The sequence below is a fragment of the Stenotrophomonas sp. 112478_Sma genome (assembly GCF_056479905.1).
Window position 1 is genome coordinate 323,821 of the sequence record NZ_CM151072.1, and the last position, 17,902, is coordinate 341,722.

Consider the following 17,902-nt stretch of genomic DNA (forward strand, 5'->3'; position numbering starts at 1 on the left):
TTCCCATCATGCGCGGCATCGATTTCAGTTCCTGGCAGGGTGTGCTTTCCACGTTGGCCGGCCTGGTGCTGATAACGCTGCTGGGCGTGGGTATCCGCCTGCTGGTGATGCAGACCCTGCAGCAGCGCCGCGAGCGCGAGAACCGGCAGATCAACGAACGGCTGCGCACGCTGATGGCCGCCTACAAGACCCTGGGCGGTTCGTTCACCGGTGAGCTGGGGGTCGACCCCAGCCATCTGCGCGACCTGCGCCAGCGCGCCCATGAGCAGGGCATCGTCGAACCCGGCTCGGATCGCGCGAGGCGCATCCGCGATGCCGTCGAAGCGGCCTTGTCGGACATCCTGCTGCTGGGTACCGATGAGCAGGTGCGGCTGGCCGCGCGCGCCGCCGATGAGCTGGCGCAGGGACGACCTGTGCACACGCATGAGCTGGTGGTGTCGCTGCGCGATTTTGTCCGCGAAGCCTTGGATCTGGCGCCGATCCCGGCCGATCTGCAGATTCCACGGCAGGGCCCGACCCGGCCCGCGGGCGGCAGCGGGGGCGGCAAGGGCCGCCCTGAAGGCGAAGGCAAGGGCGGTCGTGCGGGCGGAGGCGGAGGAATGGGCATGGGCGCCGGCATGGGCGGGCTCGGCCTGGGGGCCGGCGCCGCACTGGGCGCCGGCACTGCCGGAGAAGACGACGCAGGTACGCGCTGAGCGCCGCGAAGGCGTCAGCGGGTCAGTTCGTAGATGGGTGTGAAACCGCCATAGATCATCCGCGCACCGTCGAACGGCATCGGGTTCTTAGCGGGGTCAAGGCGCGGGTCTTCCATCATCTTCTGCATGCCCGCATCACGGGTGGCCTTGTCAGGCCACTCGATCCAGGAAAACACCACCGTCTCTTCCGGTGTCGCTTTCACTGCGCCGAAGAAATCCGTCGTCTTGCCATGCGGCACGTCATCGCCCCAGCACTCGACCACGCGCAGCGCCCCGTACTCGATGAAGACCACGTCGCCGCTTCGCGCATGGGCGAGGAACTTTTCCTTGTTGGCGGTGGGAACCGCCAGAACGAAACCATCGATGTAACTCATTGCCTGCCTCCGTGATGGACCGCACTGCATGTGCGGCCTTCTTCTGTTCGACGAACCAGGGCGCCGCAGATCGACACGGCCGCGGTCGAAGCATTCAGGACGTACCGCGCGCCGCGCGTATGCCAGAGACCGCCTGAATCAAGCCAGAAAATTCAGCAATGCGAAGGTTGCTGTTTTCAGGGTGCGTTGTGGCGAATAACGGAGAATTTACATTCCCGATGCGACGGCGCTTCCGCGCTGCTGCTCACCATAAGAAAGCAAAGGTGTACCCCCATGAAGAATTCGCTGATTGCCCTGGCGCTGGCTGCTGCCCTGCCGTTCTCCGCCTCGGCTGCCGAGAACCTGTCCTACAACTATGCTGAAGCCAACTACGCCAAGACCGACATCGACGCGTTCAAGGCCGACGGCTGGGGCGTGAAGGGTTCCTACGGCTTCCTGCCGAACTTCCACGCCTTCGGTGACTACAGCCGCCAGGAAATCGACCACACCAATCTCAAGCTGGACCAGTGGAAGGTCGGTGTCGGCTACAACCAGGAAATCGCACCGTCGACCGACTTCGTGGCACGCGTGGCGTACCAGAAGCGTGACCTGGAGCATGGCCTGGATTTCAACGGCTACAGCGCTGAAGCCGGCATCCGCACCGCGTTCGGTGCCCACGCCGAAGTCTACGGCATGGTTGGTTACGAAGACTTCTCGAAGAAGCGCGGCATCAATCCGGAAGGCGAGTGGTACGGCCGCCTGGGTGGTCAGGTGAAGCTGAACCAGAACTGGGGCCTGAACGGCGAGCTCAAGATGAACCGCGACGGTGACAAGGAATACACCGTCGGCCCGCGCTTCAGCTGGTAATCGCTGCAGGCGCTCTGCGCCCTGCATGCATCGACAGGCCCGGCATCTGCCGGGCCTGTTGCGTTCCACCCAACCGAAATGAAATCTGACTGCGGCTGCGCAGTCGATGCTGCATTGCAACGAATTGGATTCCGCCGTTGCAGGGCGCGACCTACGGTGGGCATCCACTTCCGCCGGATCCGACTGATGCCGCCCGCCCCCGCCACCCCGCATACCGGGAAGCTGCGCCGCCTGGCGCTGCTGGATCCGCATCCGGTGCTGCGGCTGGGCCTGGAAGTGTTGTTATGTGAGCACAGCGGTCTGCAGGTCCGTGGCAGCTTCGCCAATGAAGCCGACCTGCTGTCGCTGCTGCATCAGCAGCCCGGTTGTGTCGATCTGCTGGTGATCGATGCACTTCCGCTGGGTGACCAGGGGGTTGGCCTGCAACTGCTGCGCACGCTGTCGCAGCAGTGGCCGTCGTTGCCGGTGCTGGTGCTTTCAGCCCATTGCAACGCCAGCACGGTGGTGACGGCCATGCAGGCCGGCGCGCGCGGCTTCCTGTCCAAGGCGACCGCACCGCGCGTGCTGCTGCGGGCTGTGGAGGTGGTGGCCCGGGGTGGGCGGTTCGTGCCGCCGGAACTGCGCCCGCAGTTGAGCCGCTCGCGGGCGCGCCGCATGCCCTCATTGATGCCGCTCAGCCGCCGCGAGCGCGAGGTGCTGCGCCTGGTGCTGGAAGGCTGCAGCACCGGCGAAGTCGCGCAGCGCTTCGGCCGTTCCGCAAGCACGGTCAGCTCGCAGAAAAAAGCCGCCTACCAGAAGCTCGGCATCCGCAGCGACGGCGAGCTGTTCCGCATCCGCCACCTGCTCGAATGCGGCTGAAACCCGGGCTTATTCCCCCTGGTACTGCTTCTCTTCGACCAGTGCCGACCCCGCAACGCGGTTGATCTCGTTCTTGACCTGCACGCGCTCGCCATTGGTACCGTACACGCCGCGCGCCAGCTGGACGAAGGCATCATCGAACACCTGTGCCGCTTCCTTGTCGCGCAGCTGGTCCTGGATGTCCCACATGCGCTCGTTGATGGCCTTCAGTTGCTGCTTCAGCGCGGCAAGTGCCGGCTGTGCCTGCAGCTGCTGCTGCTGCAACGGCAGCAGGCCGTCCAGCTCGGTGCGCACATTGGCCAGCTTGGTGGCATCGCCGATGCGTTCGGCCTTGATCTCGAGAATGGTGATCTTGTCGATCAGCTCGCCGATCGATACCGGCGTCAGGATGGCGTCCATGGGTGGTTTCCTGGAAACAGGCGGCCATCATACCGCGCCACTGCCAAGCGGTTTTACGCTGATTTTGCGCCCCGGCCACCGCAACGCCATCGAACCGTTACGGCCCGGCCATCGACACTGCCGTCCCGGCGGTTGAGCCGCCATTGGATGAGGAATGATGTGCAGTGGACAGCAAGGGAATGATCGTGGCGTTGGCCGCGGCGTTGGCGGGACTGCTGGGCGTGGGCAGCGCGCAGGCACAGGTGAGCGGCAACGCCACGTTGACCAGCGATTACGTCTGGCGGGGCAGTTCGCAGAGTGACCGCGACCCGGCGGTGCAGGCCGGAGCGAAGCTCGCGCTCGCGTCCGGGTGGTATGCCAGCGCGTGGGGCTCGAACGTATCGTTCAATCCGGACAACGGCGCACGCAGCGAGTTCGATCTGGTGGCGGGCTGGTCCGGCACACCGGCCGCGGACTGGACGCTGGACGCCAACCTGACCCGCTACGTGTATCCGGGGACAGCCCGCGCGCTGGACTGGACAGAGTTCGCTGCCACGGTGGGCTGGAAGCAGCGGACCTGGCTGCAGGTCGCGCATTCCAGCGATGCCCTGGGCGGTGGCCATCGCGGTACCTACGCACAGTTGGGCGTGCGCCTGCCGCTGCACGAGCGCATCCGGCTTGAAGCGGCCGTGGGCCACTACTGGCTGACGGCCGCGCAGGGGCCGGATTACGTGCACGGGCAGCTCAGCGCCATCGCCACGTTGGCTCCGGCGTGGGAAGTGCGGGCCACCGTGCATGACACCGATACCGCGGCCAGACGCCTGTTCCCGGGCAACGCGGGCGGGCGCTGGGAACTGGCGCTGCAGGGCAGCTTCTAGCGGGCCGGCGCCGCCACGACGGTATCGGCCATCCATGGGCCGGTACCGGGCGGCTCAACCGCGCAGGCGCTGGCTCAGGCCCTTGAGGAAATTGCGCAGCATCTGATCCAGGCAACGTCGGTAGTTGGCATGCCCGGGTTGGCGGAACAGCGCCCCGATCTCGGACTTGGATACCTTGAAGCCGGCGCTGGCGAAGATGTCCATCAGATCGACGTCGCGCAGCTGGAACGCCACGCGCAGCTTCTTCAGCACCAGGTTGTTGTCGATGCGGGTTTCCACGGCGCGCTGCGGCTGGCTCTCGTCGCGGCCGCGCAGGTGCACGATCAGGCCATCCAGGAAGTGCGCCAGCGCACTGTCGTCCATCGGCACGAAGCCGGCTTCATCCTCGCGCCGCAGCCAGGCCCTGGCCTGCTCGAGATCCACCGCGAAGGTCGGGTCGGCCAGCTGGCACAGGGCCACCACGTGATGGTCGCCCAGGTCCAGGGAGTAGCGCACGCTGCGCAGTACATCATTGTTGATCATGGCCCATTGTAGCGGTCTGGCCGTTGTCACCGGATTGTCACCGGATTGAAGCATCGTGAGCGCTGTTCCGTAGAGACCTCCTCCGATGCGCCGGTACCTCGTTCTCCTCCTGCTGGCGGCCAGCAGTGTTGCCGCCCATGCCCAGGACCGTTTTGTTCCGGTCGAACAGCGGCTCACTGCGGCCCAGCTGGCCGAAGTGGGGCTGAGTCCGGCCCAGCTGCAGGCGTTGAACCGCGTGCTGCGCCAGGCAGAGGCCGCGTCGCCTGCCATTTCCGCGGTCACGGCCGCCCCCGCCGGCGCGCCGCTGCCTGCGAATGTTCCGGCGCCGGCCGCCATGCACCTGGGGCTGGAAGAAGGCCCGGTCAGCGCACGCATGGTGGGGGAGGTGGCCGGTTGGGCCCCCGGCACGGTGTTCACCCTCGACAACGGACAGCAATGGCAGGTGATGAAGGGACAGATGAAGCTGCGCAGGGCCCTCCAGGCGCCGCAGATCGAAGTGATCCCGGGCATCGCCGGCCGCTGGTTCCTGCAGGTCGACGAGGATCTGCCGAAGGCCCGCGTGTTCCGCCTGCGCTGAGTGTGCCCGGCGCGAAGACCGATCAGGCAAGGCAGGGTCCTGCCGACGGTGCCAGAATGGGGGTCTCGTTCCTCCACGGAGTTGCCTGATGTCCCGCACCGTCCTGATTACCGGCGCCACGTCCGGATTTGGCGCCGCCGCCGTCCATCGCTTCGCCCAGGCAGGCTGGAAGGTGATCGCCACCGGCCGTCGCAGCGACCGCCTGCAACCGCTGGTCGAGCGCTATGGCAAGGACGTGGTGCACGCAGCGGCGTTTGATGTCCGCGATCCGATCGCAATGGAAGCGGCGCTGCTGGCGCTGCCCCCCGCATTCGGTGAGATCGACCTGCTGGTCAACAACGCCGGTCTCGCGCAGGGCACCGCTCCGGCGCAGAGCGCCAGCCTGCAGGACTGGACGACGATGATCGATACCAACATCACCGCCCTGGTGACGTTGACCCACCGCCTGCTGCCGCAGCTGGTCGAACGCAGGGGTGCGATCATCAACATCTCGTCGGTTGCCGGCGTCTACCCGTACCCGGGCGGCAACGCGTATGGCGGTACCAAGGCGTTCGTCAGCCAGTTCTCGCTGGGCCTGCGTTCGGACCTGCACGGTACGGGCGTGCGTGTGACCACCATCGAGCCGGGCATGGCCGAGACCGAGTTCACGGTGGTGCGTACCCACGGTGACCAGGCCGCGTCGGACAAGCTGTACTCCGGCGCCAACCCGATGACCGCCGAGGACATCGCCGAGCAGATCTTCTGGGTTGCCAGCCTGCCGCCGCATCTGAACATCAACCGCCTGGAACTGATGCCGGTCAGCCAGTCGTTCGCCGGCTTCCAGGTCGCGCGCGAGGGCTGACCTGCGTGCCTTCAGGGCCGCCGGGCGTGGGTCGGCCCTGCGGGGCCCAAAAAAGAAAGCCGGGCAATGCCCGGCTTCTTCCGTTCAGACCCGAACGATCACTGTGCCTTGATCGCCATCGCCTGCAGGCCGGTGCCATCCAGCTTCTGCTTGGCTTCGGACAGCTCACCGGCGCTGCCGTAGGGCCCCATGCGCACGCGGTACACGGTCTTGCCATTGATCTGCGCCGACTCCACCCGTGCCGCCAGGCCCATCATCGCCAGCTTGGCCTTGGTGGCCTCGGCGTCGCCGGAGGCGCCGAACGCACCTGCCTGCAGGATGTAGCGCGCGTTGTCGCCGGCCACGGCCGGTGCTGCAGCGGCGGCCGGCGGCGCGTCCACGCGGGCGGCCTGCGCGGTCGATGCCGTGCTGGTCGCCGCCGGACTGGTCGTGGCCGGTGCAGCCGTTGCCGGGCGTTCGCTCAGCGGGGCAGGCAGCGGACGGCTGGTCGCGGTCACCGGTGCCGTGCTGGCGACACTGGCCGTCGCGGTCGGTGCCAGCGTTGCGGGGACCGGTTTGCCCTCCAGCGCCGCCTGCGCGCGCTGCGCTTCGGCCTTGGCCCGGCGCTGTTCCTCGGCGCGGGTGCTGGCAGCCAGTTCGGCATCGGACATCTCCACTTCCTTGCCGGGTAGCAGGGTGTAGAAGTCGTACTGGGTCGCCGCCGGCTTCTCGGCTTCGGCCGGTTTCGGCGTGGCCGGTTGTGCGGCCGGCTGCGTGCCGACATCGCTGTCGGCATCGGCGACCGGCGCCGGCTGCGCGTTCGGGTTCGGCTGCGGACCGGCGCGCAGGAAGCCATCGCCCTCGCCCTTGAACAGATTCGGCGCCGCCAGGAACACCACGGCGGCGATGGCCACACCGGCGACCAGCCACACCCATCCCGGGGTGCCCTGGCTGCTGCTGTTGCGTCGTGCCTGGTTTTTGCCGCGTCGTGCTGCCATGTGTACTGCGTCTCCTGATGCTTACATTTTTTCCGGGGCGCTCACGCCCAGGAGGTCGAGGCCATTGGCCAGCACCTGACGCGCCGCGCAGGCCAGCGTCAGCTTGGCGTTGCGATCGTCGGCGTCGTCCACCAGCACCGGTGTCCCGTGATACCACGTGTGGAAGGCATGCGCCAATTCACGCAGGTACTGCGCCACCAGATGCGGCTCCAGCGCCACGCCGGCGGCTTCGACCACTTCCGGATAGCGCGAGATCTCGTTCATCAGCAGCAGCGAGGCGTCATCGGCCAGGCGCACGAGCTGACCCAGGCCACTGCCCTGGTCATAGGCCAGGCCCTTCTCCTGCGCCTGGCGGAGCAGGCTGCACACGCGGGCATGCGCGTACTGCACGTAGAACACCGGGTTGTCGTTGCTCTGCTGGCGGGCCAGATCGATGTCGAAGGTCAGCTGCGAATCGGGCTTGCGCGCGATCAGGAACCAGCGGGTCGCATCGCGTCCAGCTTCTTCGATCAGGTCGCGCAGGGTGAAGTAGCTGCCGGCACGCTTGGACAGCTTCACTTCCTCGCCGCCGCGCATGACGGTGACCATCTGATGCAGCACATACTCGGGCCAGCCCTGCGGGATGCCCACTTCCAGCGCCTGCAGGCCTGCACGCACGCGCGCCAGCGACCCGTGGTGGTCGGCGCCCAGCTCGGTGATCGCGCGCTCGTAGCCGCGCTGCCATTTGGACAGGTGGTAGGCCACGTCCGGCACGAAGTAGGTGAAGGTGCCGTCGGACTTGCGCATCACGCGGTCCTTGTCGTCACCGAAGTCGGTGCTGCGCAGCCACAGTGCGCCGCCTTCCTCGTAGGTGTGGCCGGACGCCTGCAGCTTGGCCACGGTTTCCGCGACCTTGCCATCGGCGTACAGCGAGCTTTCCAGGAAGTAGATGTCGAAATCGACGCCGAACGCGGCCAGGTCCAGGTTCTGCTCGTTGCGCAGGTAGGCCACCGCGAAGCGGCGGATCGCCTGCATGTCGTGCGGATCCTTGGCGCCGACCACGAGGGTGCCTTCCAGGTCGACGCTGGCGCCGGCCATGTAGGCTCGCGCGACATCGGCGATGTACTCGCCGCGGTAGCCGCCTTCCGGCCAGCCCTCCTGGTCGGGGGCGATGCCCTGGACGCGGGCCTGCACCGACAGCGCCAGGTTCTCGATCTGCACGCCGGCGTCGTTGTAATAGAACTCACGCTTGGCGTTCCAGCCGTTGGCGTCGAGCACGCGGGCCACGCAGTCGCCGATCGCCGCAGCGCGGCCATGGCCGACGTGCAGCGGACCGGTCGGGTTGGCCGACACATACTCCACGCCCACCGTGCGGCCGTTGCCGGACAGGTTGCGCCCGTAGTCGTGGCCTTCCTTGATGACCGAGGCGGCTTCGCGCTGGTACGCGGCCGGAGCCAGATGGAAGTTGATGAAGCCGGGTCCGGCGATCTCGACTTTGCTGACGTCCTCGCTGCGCGGCAGCGCCTCGACCAGTGCCTGCGCCAGTGCGCGCGGGTTGCTGCGCGCGGCCTTGGCCAGCAGCATTGCGGCGTTGGTGGCGAAGTCGCCATGGTCACGGGTCTTCGGGCGCTCGACCACGAAGTCCGGCGGCAGGGAGTCGGCGGGCAGGGTGCCATTGGCGCGCAAGGCTTCGATGCCTTGGCTGATCAGGGCGCGGAGGAGATTTTTCACGAGGCCTGCTGTGAGAATGAGCGGCGGAATCGCCCATTTTAGCGCAGATGCCGGCGGCCACGCTGACCGTTGCCTGCCTGTGCGGTCCCCCGGGGTCGGCCGGGGGGCCGGGCTCAGCCGAACAGGCGGGCCTGGCGCTGGCCCAGCAGGCCACGTTCAGCAAACGAAACAGGACGGCCTTCGCCCACTACGAAATGGTCGAGCAGGCGGATGTCGACCAGGGCCAGGGCCTGCTGCAGCTCCTCGGTGATGCGCGCGTCGGCCGGCGATGGCTCCGGGTCGCCGGACGGGTGGTTGTGGCTGATGATCACGGCGGCGGCATTGAGCTGCAGGGCGCGCCGCACGACCTCCCGCGGATAGACCGCCGCTGCGGTGAGGGTTCCGGCAAACAGTTCCTCGCACGCGATCAGCCGATGGCGGTTGTCCAGGAACAGCACCAGGAACAGTTCGCGGGCCTGCCCGCGCAGACGGTGCTGCAGGTAGCGCCCCACCGCCCCGGGATTGTCGCCAACTGCTTCGCCGTGCTGCAGTTCGGCGGCCAGGTACCGGTGGGCCAGTTCCAGGCCGGCGGCCAGGGTGCAGCTGCGGGCCGGCCCCAGCCCGGGCAGCCGTGCCAGCTCGCCGGCAGGCCGGTCCAGCAGTACCCGCAGCGGACCGTGCGCGTGCAGCAGGTCGCGTGCGGTCTGCACGGCATCGCGGCCGCCGACCCCGGAGCCGAGGAACAGCGCCAGCAACTCCGCGTCGGACAGCATGGTGGGGCCCCGCGCCAGCAGCTTCTCGCGGGGACGTTCCTGTTCAGGCCAGTCATGGATGGGCATGCCTGCATCATCGCCAGCGGCGCCCGGCGCTCCCATCGGCGCTTGCCGCCGATGACCGTCAGCCGATGCCTCAATCGCGCACGGTCTTCAGGTAGTCGAACAGTTCCTGGTTGCTCTGCAGTCCCAGCTTGCGCTTGGCCTCGGCCTTCTGCCGGCTGATCGTCTTCGGGCTGCGGCCGCAGCGGGCCGCGATGGCGTTGATGTTTAGGCCCTCGGCGAGCAGCTGCAGGACTTCCTGCTCGCGCGCGGAGAGCGAGACCGGCGTGCGCTGGAACAGCAGGTCGCGCGACTGCAGGTGATGACGCAGCTGCTGTGAGACGAAGACCTGGCCGGACATGGCTGCCGCGAGCGCCATCGGCAGTTCGGCGAAGCCGGCGCATTTGTCGACCAGGCCATCGATGCCTTCGCGCAGCAGCCTGTCCAGCAGTCCCGGGTGGCGCGCTCCGGTCAGCACCACCACCGGCAGGCCCGGATGACGCTCGCGCAGTGCGCCCAGCAGCGCAGGGCCGTCGGGGCCGGCGCCGGGCATGGACAGGTCGGTGAGGACGGCATGGCAGGTTTCACGCTGCAGCAGGTCGAGCAGCTGGGCACCGTCGGCCGCGCTGCCGGCCACCTGCATCTGGTGAGCCTCCAGCACGATACGGATGCCATGCAGTACAACCGGATGGTCGTCGGCGATGATGATGCGCGGTTGCACGCGGGATCCTCGGGGAAGCGGAGCGGCGCACCGGAGGTGGCCAGTACCGATTCTGCAAAGCCGACCAGGGCACGGGTATAGGAAAGTTCCGAATCATCGGCGGGTGAACCCGGGAACTGCGGTAGTGGAAGTTCCATCTGCTGATAGCTGCCGGCTATGTGCGCTGTGCATCGGGACATTACCGACCATCGGGTAAGCTAGCGCCCTCGTTTGCACAGGAATTCCAGGTGGCTGACTCCCCCAACGCATCCCCCGCGCCGGCCGGCGCGCTGGAAGGCCAGAAACTGCTGTTGTGTGTCGGCGGCGGGATTGCGGCTTACAAGGCCCTGGAACTGGTGCGGCGGCTGCGCGATGCCGGGGCGCTGGTGCAGGTGGCGATGACTGCCGGCGCCCAGCAGTTCGTGACCCCGCTCAGTTTCCAGGCCCTGTCCGGGCAGCCGACCCGCACTACGTTGTGGGACAGCGCCGCAGAACAGGCCATGGGCCACATCGAGCTGGCGCGCTGGGCCGACCGCATCGTGATCGCACCGGGCACCGCCGACCTGCTGGCGCGGCTGGCCCATGGTCACGCCGACGACCTGGTCAGCACGTTGTGCCTGGCCAGTACCGCGCCGCTGACCGTGTGTCCGGCGATGAACCATCGCATGTGGCTGCATCCGGCCACGCAGGCCAACGTCGCACTGCTGCGCCAGCGGGGCGCGCAGGTGATCGGACCGGTCGACGGGCCGTTGGCCGAGGGTGAGTCCGGCCCGGGGCGGCTGGCCGAGCCGGGTGACATCGTTGCCGCGCTGGCGGCCAACGGCAATGCCGTGGCGCCTGCCGCGCCCGCGGCAACCCGCGCGCTGCAGGGACTGCGTGTGCTGATCAGCGCCGGACCCACCTACGAGGACATCGACCCGGTGCGCTACGTCGGCAACCGCAGCAGCGGCAAGATGGGCTTCGCACTGGCCGCGGCCGCGGCGACGATGGGGGCGCAGGTGGTGCTGGTCAGTGGTCCCGTGCAGCTGCCGACGCCGGTCGGCGTGCAGCGCGTCGATGTGCGCTCGGCCGCACAGATGCGCGACGCCGTGCTCTCATCGCTGCCGGCCGACATCTATATCGGTGCCGCCGCCGTGTCCGACTACACCCCACGGCAGGTGGCGCCGCAGAAGCTGAAGAAGACCGCCGACAGCCAGTCACTGGTGATCGAACTGGTGCGTACCCCGGACATCCTGGCCGAGGTGGCCGCGCAGACGCAGTCGCTGAAGCTGGTGGTCGGTTTCGCCGCCGAAACCCACGACGTGGAGAAGTACGCGCGTGGCAAGCTGGTCGACAAACGCCTGGATCTGGTGATCGCCAACCAGGTCGGCATCAGTGGCGGTGGCTTCGAAAGTGACAACAACGCCGCCACGGCCTTCTGGCAGGATGGCGAACAGGTATTCCCGGCGACCTCCAAGCGCGAGCTGGCCGAACAACTGCTGGCGCTGATCGCGCGGAGACTTCAGGCATGACCCAGGTGATTTCATCGCAACCGTTGCAGGTCAAACTGCTCGATCCGCGCTTCGGCGACAGCTGGCCGCTGCCGGCGTATGCCACCGAGGCCAGTGCCGGCATGGACCTGCGCGCAGCGCTGGACACCGCGCTGACTTTGCAGCCGGGCGATACCGCGCTGGTTCCCAGTGGCCTGGCCATCCACATTGCCGATCCGCACCTGTGCGCGGTCATCCTGCCGCGTTCGGGCCTGGGCCATCGCCACGGCATCGTCCTCGGCAACGGCACCGGCCTCATCGACGCCGACTACCAGGGTCCGCTGCTGATCAGCGTCTGGAACCGGGGCCGCGAGGCCTTCACGATCGAGCCGGGTGACCGCATCGCGCAGCTGGTGGTGGTTCCGATTGCCCGCGTCAGCCTGCAGGTGGTGGATACTTTCACCGACAGCGTGCGGGGAACGGGTGGATTCGGCCATACCGGGGTGCGTTGACGGGGGACATTGATGAGCGGCATCGGGGAAAGGCAGCAGGGACGGTCGTTGGGGCGCAGCGCACCGCTGCTGGCAGTGCTGCTCGTGTTGCTGGCCGGCTGGATCGGCTGGAGCGCCGTGCAGCAGTGGCGCCAGGAGGCAGGTGGCAAGGCGCTGGAAGAGGCGCGTGACCAGGCCGTGCAGGGCCTGCAACAGGCCGCCAGTGGCCAGTTGCAGCAGCTGCAGCAGCAGTTGAAGAACGAGCGCCTGCAGCAGGCGCTGCAGGCCGGCGATGCGTCCGCCGCTGCGCTGGCCCTGCGCGAGAGCTGGTCCGGCGTGGAGCGGGTGGAGGTGCTGGGCGCCGACCTGGCCGCTGCCTACGCCGATCCGGCCACCTTTGGCTATGCGCGCCTGGCCCTGCTGGAGCAGGCATTGGGCGAGGACCGGCCGAGCCTGCGGGTGGTCCGCGATGGGGGAGGCAACCGCCTCGGCCTGGCTGCGCCGGTGCAACTGGGCAGTCTGGGGGCGGCGGTGGTCTACGTCCGTCAGCCGCTGCTGCGCCTGACCGCGCCGCTGGATCAGATCCGCGCACCTGCCAGTGGTTTCCTCGGCCTGCGCCAGGGCACGCACGATCTGGTCACCCAGGGCGATTCCGGCCTGGCGCAGATCGCCGAGGCGCAGGCAAGGCCGATTGCCGGCACCCCGCTGCGGCTGGCAGCGGCCGTGCCCAACGTCGAACCCGGCCCGCTCGGTCTGGGCGCGCTGGCCAGCGGCATCGTCGCGCTGCTGCTGGCCTTCATCGCCGTGCTGCTGCTGGTCGGTCGCGATCGCCTGCCGAAGCGCCTGCCGCTGCCGCGGCGCACGTCCGCCGTCGAGGTGGATGAGGGCCCGACGCTGCGCGAGAGCCTGCAGATGGCGCCACCGCAGGTCGCCGAAGCTGCCGCCGACGCCACAGTGGCCCCTCCGCCGCCGGTCCCGGCGGAAGCGCTGGCAGCGGGCATCTTCCGGGCCTACGACATCCGCGGTGTGGTGGGCAGCGAACTGACGGCAAAGACCGCCGCGCTGATCGGCCAGGCCATCGGTACCGCTGCGCTGGAACAGGGCCTGCGCGAGGTGGTGATCGGCCGTGACGGGCGCCTGTCCGGCCCCGAGCTGGCAGCCGGCCTGGCCGAAGGCCTGCGCCGTGCCGGCTGCGCGGTCATCGACATCGGCCTGGCGCCCACGCCGGTCGTCTATTACGCCGCATTCCACCTGCGTACCGGCACCTGCGTGGCGGTGACCGGCAGCCACAATCCTCCCGAGTACAACGGCTTCAAGGTCGTCATCGGCGGCGAAACGCTGTCCGGCGATGCCATCACCGGCCTGTACCAGCGCATCGTCGAGGGTCGCCTTGTGCAGGCGGCCGAACCGGGTGACTACCAGCAGCGCGATGTCGGCGCCGATTACATCCAGCGGATCGCCGACGACGTGCAGCTCGACCGCCCGCTGAAGGTGGTGGCCGACGCCGGCAACGGGGTTGCCGGTGCGCTGGCCCCGCAGCTGCTGGAAGCGATCGGTGCCGAGGTGATTCCGCTTTACTGCGATGTTGATGGCACCTTCCCCAATCATCATCCCGATCCCAGCGAGCCGGACAACCTGCAGGACCTCGTACAGACGGTCAAACGCTTTGGCGCTGATCTCGGCGTGGCCTTCGACGGTGATGGCGACCGCCTGGGCGTGGTCACCGGCGAGGGCAGGATCATCTACGCCGACCGCCTGCTGATGCTCTTCGCCGCCGATGTGCTGATGCGCAATCCCGGGGCGATGGTGATCTACGACGTGAAGTGCACGGGCAAGCTGTCCGACCACGTGCTGCGCAACGGCGGCAGCCCGCTGATGTGGAAGACCGGGCACTCGCTGATGAAGGCGAAGATGCGCGAGACCGACGCCGAGCTGGCGGGCGAGATGAGCGGCCACTTCTTCTTCAAGGAACGCTGGTTCGGCTTCGATGACGGGCTGTACGCCGCCGCGCGCCTGCTGGAGATCCTGGCCCAGCGCGAGGAAACCCCGGATGAGGTGCTGTCCGGACTGCCGGAGATGGTGGCCACACCGGAGCTGAAGGTGCCGGTGTCCGAGGGTACGCCGCACGCCCTGGTGGCGATGCTGGTGGCGGCAGCGCAGTCGCCGGACAACCCGTATGTGGGTGGCCGCCTGTCGACCATCGACGGCCTGCGTGTGGATTTCCCCGACGGCTGGGGACTGGTGCGCGCCTCCAACACCACCCCGGTACTGGTGCTGCGCTTCGAGGGCGACGACGAGGCGGCGCTGGAGCGCATCCAGGCACTGTTCCGCAGCCAGCTGCAGCCGATCGTCGGCGACACCCCGCTGGGGTTCTGATCGATCCGGGTGGGTGCCGACCGTTGGTCGGCACACCCTCACCCCTTGAACCGCAATCCGACGCCAGGTTCGGTGAACAGGTAGCGTGAATCCAGCGCCGAATCGCCCAGCTTGTGCCGCAGCTTGCCCACCAGGATGCGCAGGTAGTGCGTGTCGTGCTGGTGGGTGGGTCCCCAGATCTCCTGCAGGATCTGCGGCTGGGTGACCACCCGGCCGGCATTGCGCAGCAGCAGCGACAGCAGCGCGTACTCCTTGCGGGTCAGCGCCACCGGTTCGCCCGCGATCGCCACTTCCCGGCGCACCAGGTCCACATGCAGATGGCCGTCGTCGAATACCGGAGGCGTGCCATCGGTCGGCACGCTGCGTGTCCGCAACAGCGCGCGCACCCGCGCCATCAGTTCCTGCGTGCCGAAGGGCTTGGTCACATAGTCGTTGGCACCGTTGTCCAGCGCCCGCACCTTTTCCGCTTCTCCGGCACGCACGGTCAGCATGATGACCGGCACTTGGCTCCATTGCCGCAGCTGCTCCAGCACCTGGTGGCCCTCCATGTCCGGCAGGCCGATATCCAGGATCACCAGGTCCATGTCCTCGCTGGCAGCCAGCTGCAGGCCTTCCTGGCCGGTCGCGGCCTGCCTGACCTGATAGCCCTGCGCCCGCAGGCTGATATCCAGGAAACGGCGGATCTGGGTCTCGTCATCGATCACCAGCACGCGCGGGGCCGGTACGCTCGCATCAATCGGGGTCGGGCTCATCGTGGGAGGCTGGCTTGAGCAGGGGCAGGGTGATGCGGATCAGGGTACCGCGACCGTCGCGTCCCGGCAGCGCCTGCACGCTGCCGCCATGCGCGCCGATCATTCCCTGGCAGATGGTCAGGCCCAGACCGGTACCATGGCGGCCACGGTCGCCACGCTCGACGCTGTAGAACATGTCGAAGATGCGTGCCCGCTCTTCGTCGGGGATGCCGGGACCGGCATCGATCACGTCGATGCGCAGTTGGCCGTCCAGTTCGCGCGCCTGCACCTGTACCGCGGCATCGGCGGGGGAGAACTTGGCCGCATTCTCCATGACATTGAATACCGCCTGCTCGACCAGCGCCGGATGCACCCAGATCGGCGCCAGGGTCGGCGGGATATCCAGTTCCAGCCTCACGTTGGGCTGGTAGCGCTGCAGCCGTCGCGCGGCCGACCCGATCAACTCGTCCACCCCGATCCAGTCGCGGTTGATCTTCAAGCCTTCGTGGCCCAGCCGGGTCATGTCCAGCAGGTTCTGGATGTAGCGGTCCAGCCGTTCGCCTTCGACCAGGATGGTGTCCAGCAGCGCGCGGCGGTCAGCCACGTCCATCGCCGTGCCATAACTGGCCAGGCTGTCGGCCGATCCGATCATCGCCGCCAGCGGCGAGCGCAGATCGTGCGATACCGAAGACAACAGAGCAGAGCGCAGGCGCTCGGTCTCGTTGCTGACGTGCGCCCGCTCCAGCTCGGCCACCAGCCGCGTGCGCAATGCCGCCTGGGCAATGTCGTCCACCATCGCTTCGGCGAGCTGGCGCTGCTCGGGCAGCAGGCGCGCACCTGGCAGATACAGGCCGGCCACGCCGATTGCACGGTCCTCGCCATCAAGCAGGGGCAGGAACCACCATTGCGCGCCGGCCAGCGTATCGGTGAAACGCCCGCTGGGCTGGCCGTGGCGCAGCGCCCAGTCGGCGGCAGCCAGGTCGGTGTCGCCGGGCAGGGTGCGGCCGCCGGCGGTGGTGTCCACGCCGATCCGCAGCCATGCCGGCACGTCCATCGCCTGCTCCAGCGCATGGCGGCCGGCCAGTGCCACCTCGCCATCGCCGGCAGCGCTGGCCAGCTGTCGCCCCAGCTGCTGCCGCGCGCGCGCATGCCGGTTGGCGGCCCGCAGGGCGATCACCTGCATGCGCAGCCGTGATGCCAGGCGCCCGGCCACCAGTGCCGCTGCCAGGAACAGGAACACGGTGATCACGCCTTGGCGTGCGCCGATGGCGAAGGTGAAGCGTGGTGCGATGAACAGGAAGTTGTAGGCGAGGAAGCACAGGATCGCGGCCATGACCGCCACGCTGGCGCGGGTGCGGGCTGCGACCAGCACGACCGCCACGATGAACACCATCGACAGGTCGGCCATGCCCACCCAGCGTTCAACCAGCCACGCGACCAGGCAGGCCAGCGCGGTGGCGAGCAGGGCCTGCAGTGGTTCGTGGTTGATGCCGCGCGCTGGCGGCAACAGGCCTTCGCGGCGCGAACGCGCACGTGCCTGCGGCGTGCTGATGATGGTGATTTCGTAGTGCGCACCGCGCTGGATCAGCTGCTGGGTCAGGGTGCGGTTGAACATCCGTGCCAGCGGCCGCTCGCGGGTGCGGCCCAGCACCAGGGTCGAGACACCGTTGTGCGCGGCGTGGTCGAGCAGGGCATCGGCGATGCTGGAGCCATGCAGCAGTTCGGCATCGCCGCCCAGGCGACGTGCCAGCGCGAACGCCGCGTCGATCTCGCGTCGGGTTGCTTCGTCCTGGCGTCGTCCCTGCACCGTCACCACCGTCCACGGCGCATCGCGCCGTTCGGCAATGCGGCGCGCGACCCGCACCAGATACTCGCTCTGCCCGCCACCATCGATCGCCACCAGCACGCCGCGGCGCAGCGGCAGGTTGCCCTCGCCGCGTGCGGCACGGGTCTCGCGCAGGCTGCTGTCGACGCGATCAGCGGCTTCCTGCATGGCCAGCTCGCGCAGTGCGGTCAGGTTGGCCGGCGAGAAGAACGCCTGCAGTGCCTGTGCCGCCTGCTCCGGCACGTACACCTTGCCCTGCTGCAGGCGGGCGATCAGTTCGCGTGGCGGCAGGTCCACCAGCACGATGTCGTGCAGGCGGTCGAGCACACCGTCCGGCACGGTTTCGCTGACCCGCACCCCGGTGATGCGCATCACCACGTCATTGAGGCTTTCCAGGTGCTGGATGTTGACCGTGGTCCAGACATCGATGCCCGCATCCAGCAGCTCCATGACATCCTGCCAGCGTCGCTCGTGGCGGCTGCCCGGTGCATTGCGATGTGCCAGTTCGTCGACCAGCACCAGCGCCGGGCGCCGCGCCAGCACGGCATCCAGGTCCATTTCCTGCAGGGCGTGGCCGTGGTAGGCCACGTCCTTCAGCGGCAGCCGTGGCAGTCCTTCCAGCAACGCCTGGGTATCGGCACGGCCATGCGTCTCCACCAGACCCACCACCAGGTCGACCCCCCGGCGCAGCTGTTCCTGCGCGCGGTTGAGCATCGTGTAGGTCTTGCCCACGCCCGGCGCCGCGCCGAGGAATACCGTCAGCTTGCCACCGGCTTCGCGTTGCAGGCCTTCCACCAGGGCGTCGGCCTGGCGGGTTCGCAGGTCAGTCATGGCGGCCATTGTGCGCGCAGCGGGTGCAC

General features: G+C 68.3%; 18 protein-coding genes. 9 read left to right on the forward strand and 9 right to left on the reverse strand.

Annotated features, from left to right (window positions below):
* The first annotated feature begins 8 nt into the window (after positions 1-8).
* A complete protein-coding gene (locus ACZK08_RS01455) occupies positions 9-695 on the forward strand; it encodes a hypothetical protein (RefSeq protein WP_065182009.1) in 687 nt (228 codons plus the stop codon).
* A 14-nt stretch (positions 696-709) separates the two neighbouring features.
* Here ACZK08_RS01455 and ACZK08_RS01460 read toward each other — a convergent pair whose 3' ends face one another.
* Positions 710-1,069 carry a DUF1428 domain-containing protein gene (locus ACZK08_RS01460; protein ID WP_053516528.1) on the reverse strand — a complete coding sequence of 120 codons (360 nt, stop codon included), beginning with the start codon at positions 1,067-1,069 and terminating at the stop codon, positions 710-712.
* Positions 1,070-1,342: 273 nt separating this feature from the next.
* Here ACZK08_RS01460 and ACZK08_RS01465 point away from each other — a divergent pair, with 273 nt between their 5' ends.
* A complete protein-coding gene (locus tag ACZK08_RS01465) occupies positions 1,343-1,915 on the forward strand; it encodes an OmpO family porin (protein ID WP_053516527.1) in 573 nt (190 codons plus the stop codon).
* A 186-nt stretch (positions 1,916-2,101) separates the two neighbouring features.
* Complete coding sequence (locus tag ACZK08_RS01470) at positions 2,102-2,773, forward strand: response regulator transcription factor (protein WP_053516559.1); 672 nt, start codon at positions 2,102-2,104, stop codon at positions 2,771-2,773.
* Positions 2,774-2,782: 9 nt separating this feature from the next.
* Here the strand turns inward: ACZK08_RS01470 and ACZK08_RS01475 are convergent, their stop codons facing one another.
* The gene (locus ACZK08_RS01475) at positions 2,783-3,172 is read right to left on the reverse strand and encodes a DUF6165 family protein (protein ID WP_065182008.1); all 390 of its coding nucleotides are present in this window, start codon (positions 3,170-3,172) and stop codon (positions 2,783-2,785) included.
* Positions 3,173-3,336: 164 nt separating this feature from the next.
* On the opposite strand from ACZK08_RS01475, the gene ACZK08_RS01480 reads away from it, so the two are divergent.
* Entirely contained in the window at positions 3,337-4,029 is a 693-nt protein-coding gene (locus tag ACZK08_RS01480; RefSeq protein WP_065182007.1) for a TorF family putative porin, read from the forward strand.
* Between the two features lie 54 nt (positions 4,030-4,083).
* Here the strand turns inward: ACZK08_RS01480 and ACZK08_RS01485 are convergent, their stop codons facing one another.
* Positions 4,084-4,551: a YehS family protein gene (locus ACZK08_RS01485; protein WP_065182006.1), complete on the reverse strand. Its 468-nt coding sequence runs from the start codon at positions 4,549-4,551 to the stop codon at positions 4,084-4,086.
* 85 nt (positions 4,552-4,636) lie between these two features.
* On the opposite strand from ACZK08_RS01485, the gene ACZK08_RS01490 reads away from it, so the two are divergent.
* Both ACZK08_RS01490 and ACZK08_RS01495 read left to right on the forward strand, forming a co-directional pair.
* Complete coding sequence (locus ACZK08_RS01490; RefSeq protein WP_065182005.1) at positions 4,637-5,128, forward strand: hypothetical protein; 492 nt, start codon at positions 4,637-4,639, stop codon at positions 5,126-5,128.
* Positions 5,129-5,216: 88 nt separating this feature from the next.
* Entirely contained in the window at positions 5,217-5,969 is a 753-nt protein-coding gene (locus tag ACZK08_RS01495) for an SDR family NAD(P)-dependent oxidoreductase (protein WP_065174225.1), read from the forward strand.
* 98 nt (positions 5,970-6,067) lie between these two features.
* Here ACZK08_RS01495 and ACZK08_RS01500 read toward each other — a convergent pair whose 3' ends face one another.
* The 4 genes from ACZK08_RS01500 to ACZK08_RS01515 form a co-directional block, all read right to left on the reverse strand.
* On the reverse strand, positions 6,068-6,946 hold the full coding sequence (locus ACZK08_RS01500) for an SPOR domain-containing protein (protein WP_065182004.1): 879 nt from the start codon (positions 6,944-6,946) through the stop codon (positions 6,068-6,070).
* 21 nt (positions 6,947-6,967) lie between these two features.
* Positions 6,968-8,656: an arginine--tRNA ligase gene (argS, locus tag ACZK08_RS01505; RefSeq protein WP_053516518.1), complete on the reverse strand. Its 1,689-nt coding sequence runs from the start codon at positions 8,654-8,656 to the stop codon at positions 6,968-6,970.
* 113 nt (positions 8,657-8,769) lie between these two features.
* Positions 8,770-9,474 (reverse strand): RadC family protein, encoded by a 705-nt coding sequence (gene radC / locus ACZK08_RS01510; protein ID WP_065174506.1) that lies wholly within the window; start codon positions 9,472-9,474, stop codon positions 8,770-8,772.
* Between the two features lie 70 nt (positions 9,475-9,544).
* Positions 9,545-10,171: a response regulator gene (locus ACZK08_RS01515; protein WP_065182003.1), complete on the reverse strand. Its 627-nt coding sequence runs from the start codon at positions 10,169-10,171 to the stop codon at positions 9,545-9,547.
* A gap of 227 nt (positions 10,172-10,398) precedes the next feature.
* Between ACZK08_RS01515 and coaBC the strand changes: the two genes are divergently transcribed.
* Genes coaBC through ACZK08_RS01530 form a run of 3 tightly spaced genes read left to right on the forward strand, consistent with a single transcriptional unit; the run spans position 10,399 to position 14,486 of the window.
* Positions 10,399-11,661, forward strand: a complete 1,263-nt coding sequence (gene coaBC, locus ACZK08_RS01520) for a bifunctional phosphopantothenoylcysteine decarboxylase/phosphopantothenate--cysteine ligase CoaBC (RefSeq protein WP_065182002.1) — start codon at positions 10,399-10,401, stop codon at positions 11,659-11,661.
* The gene (dut, locus tag ACZK08_RS01525; RefSeq protein ID WP_053516506.1) at positions 11,658-12,131 is read left to right on the forward strand and encodes a dUTP diphosphatase; all 474 of its coding nucleotides are present in this window, start codon (positions 11,658-11,660) and stop codon (positions 12,129-12,131) included. Before coaBC ends, dut begins: the two co-directional genes overlap by 4 nt.
* Positions 12,132-12,143: 12 nt before the next feature.
* On the forward strand, positions 12,144-14,486 hold the full coding sequence (locus tag ACZK08_RS01530; RefSeq protein ID WP_065182001.1) for a phosphomannomutase/phosphoglucomutase: 2,343 nt from the start codon (positions 12,144-12,146) through the stop codon (positions 14,484-14,486).
* 38 nt (positions 14,487-14,524) lie between these two features.
* On the opposite strand, the gene ACZK08_RS01535 is transcribed toward ACZK08_RS01530, so the two are convergent.
* Together ACZK08_RS01535 and ACZK08_RS01540 are read right to left on the reverse strand one after the other, a co-directional pair.
* Positions 14,525-15,238, reverse strand: coding sequence for a response regulator transcription factor (locus ACZK08_RS01535; RefSeq protein ID WP_053516504.1), 714 nt, complete (start codon positions 15,236-15,238; stop codon positions 14,525-14,527).
* Positions 15,219-17,873, reverse strand: a complete 2,655-nt coding sequence (locus ACZK08_RS01540) for a sensor histidine kinase (protein ID WP_065182159.1) — start codon at positions 17,871-17,873, stop codon at positions 15,219-15,221. Before ACZK08_RS01540 ends, ACZK08_RS01535 begins: the two co-directional genes overlap by 20 nt.
* Positions 17,874-17,902: the final 29 nt, after the last annotated feature.

Bases quoted from the DNA above. Each gene is read 5' to 3' on its own strand.
- dut (WP_053516506.1), top strand. From the start codon at position 11,658: ATGACCCAGGTGATTTCATCGCAACCGTTGCAGGTCAAACTGCTCGAT.
- radC (WP_065174506.1), bottom strand. From the start codon at position 9,474: ATGCCCATCCATGACTGGCCTGAACAGGAACGTCCCCGCGAGAAGCTG.
- ACZK08_RS01465 (WP_053516527.1), top strand. From the start codon at position 1,343: ATGAAGAATTCGCTGATTGCCCTGGCGCTGGCTGCTGCCCTGCCGTTC.
- ACZK08_RS01460 (WP_053516528.1), bottom strand. From the start codon at position 1,069: ATGAGTTACATCGATGGTTTCGTTCTGGCGGTTCCCACCGCCAACAAG.
- ACZK08_RS01490 (WP_065182005.1), top strand. From the start codon at position 4,637: ATGCGCCGGTACCTCGTTCTCCTCCTGCTGGCGGCCAGCAGTGTTGCC.
- ACZK08_RS01530 (WP_065182001.1), top strand. From the start codon at position 12,144: ATGAGCGGCATCGGGGAAAGGCAGCAGGGACGGTCGTTGGGGCGCAGC.
- ACZK08_RS01455 (WP_065182009.1), top strand. From the start codon at position 9: ATGCGCGGCATCGATTTCAGTTCCTGGCAGGGTGTGCTTTCCACGTTG.
- ACZK08_RS01535 (WP_053516504.1), bottom strand. From the start codon at position 15,238: ATGAGCCCGACCCCGATTGATGCGAGCGTACCGGCCCCGCGCGTGCTG.
- ACZK08_RS01540 (WP_065182159.1), bottom strand. From the start codon at position 17,873: ATGACTGACCTGCGAACCCGCCAGGCCGACGCCCTGGTGGAAGGCCTG.
- ACZK08_RS01485 (WP_065182006.1), bottom strand. From the start codon at position 4,551: ATGATCAACAATGATGTACTGCGCAGCGTGCGCTACTCCCTGGACCTG.
- ACZK08_RS01470 (WP_053516559.1), top strand. From the start codon at position 2,102: ATGCCGCCCGCCCCCGCCACCCCGCATACCGGGAAGCTGCGCCGCCTG.
- ACZK08_RS01475 (WP_065182008.1), bottom strand. From the start codon at position 3,172: ATGGACGCCATCCTGACGCCGGTATCGATCGGCGAGCTGATCGACAAG.
- ACZK08_RS01500 (WP_065182004.1), bottom strand. From the start codon at position 6,946: ATGGCAGCACGACGCGGCAAAAACCAGGCACGACGCAACAGCAGCAGC.
- ACZK08_RS01495 (WP_065174225.1), top strand. From the start codon at position 5,217: ATGTCCCGCACCGTCCTGATTACCGGCGCCACGTCCGGATTTGGCGCC.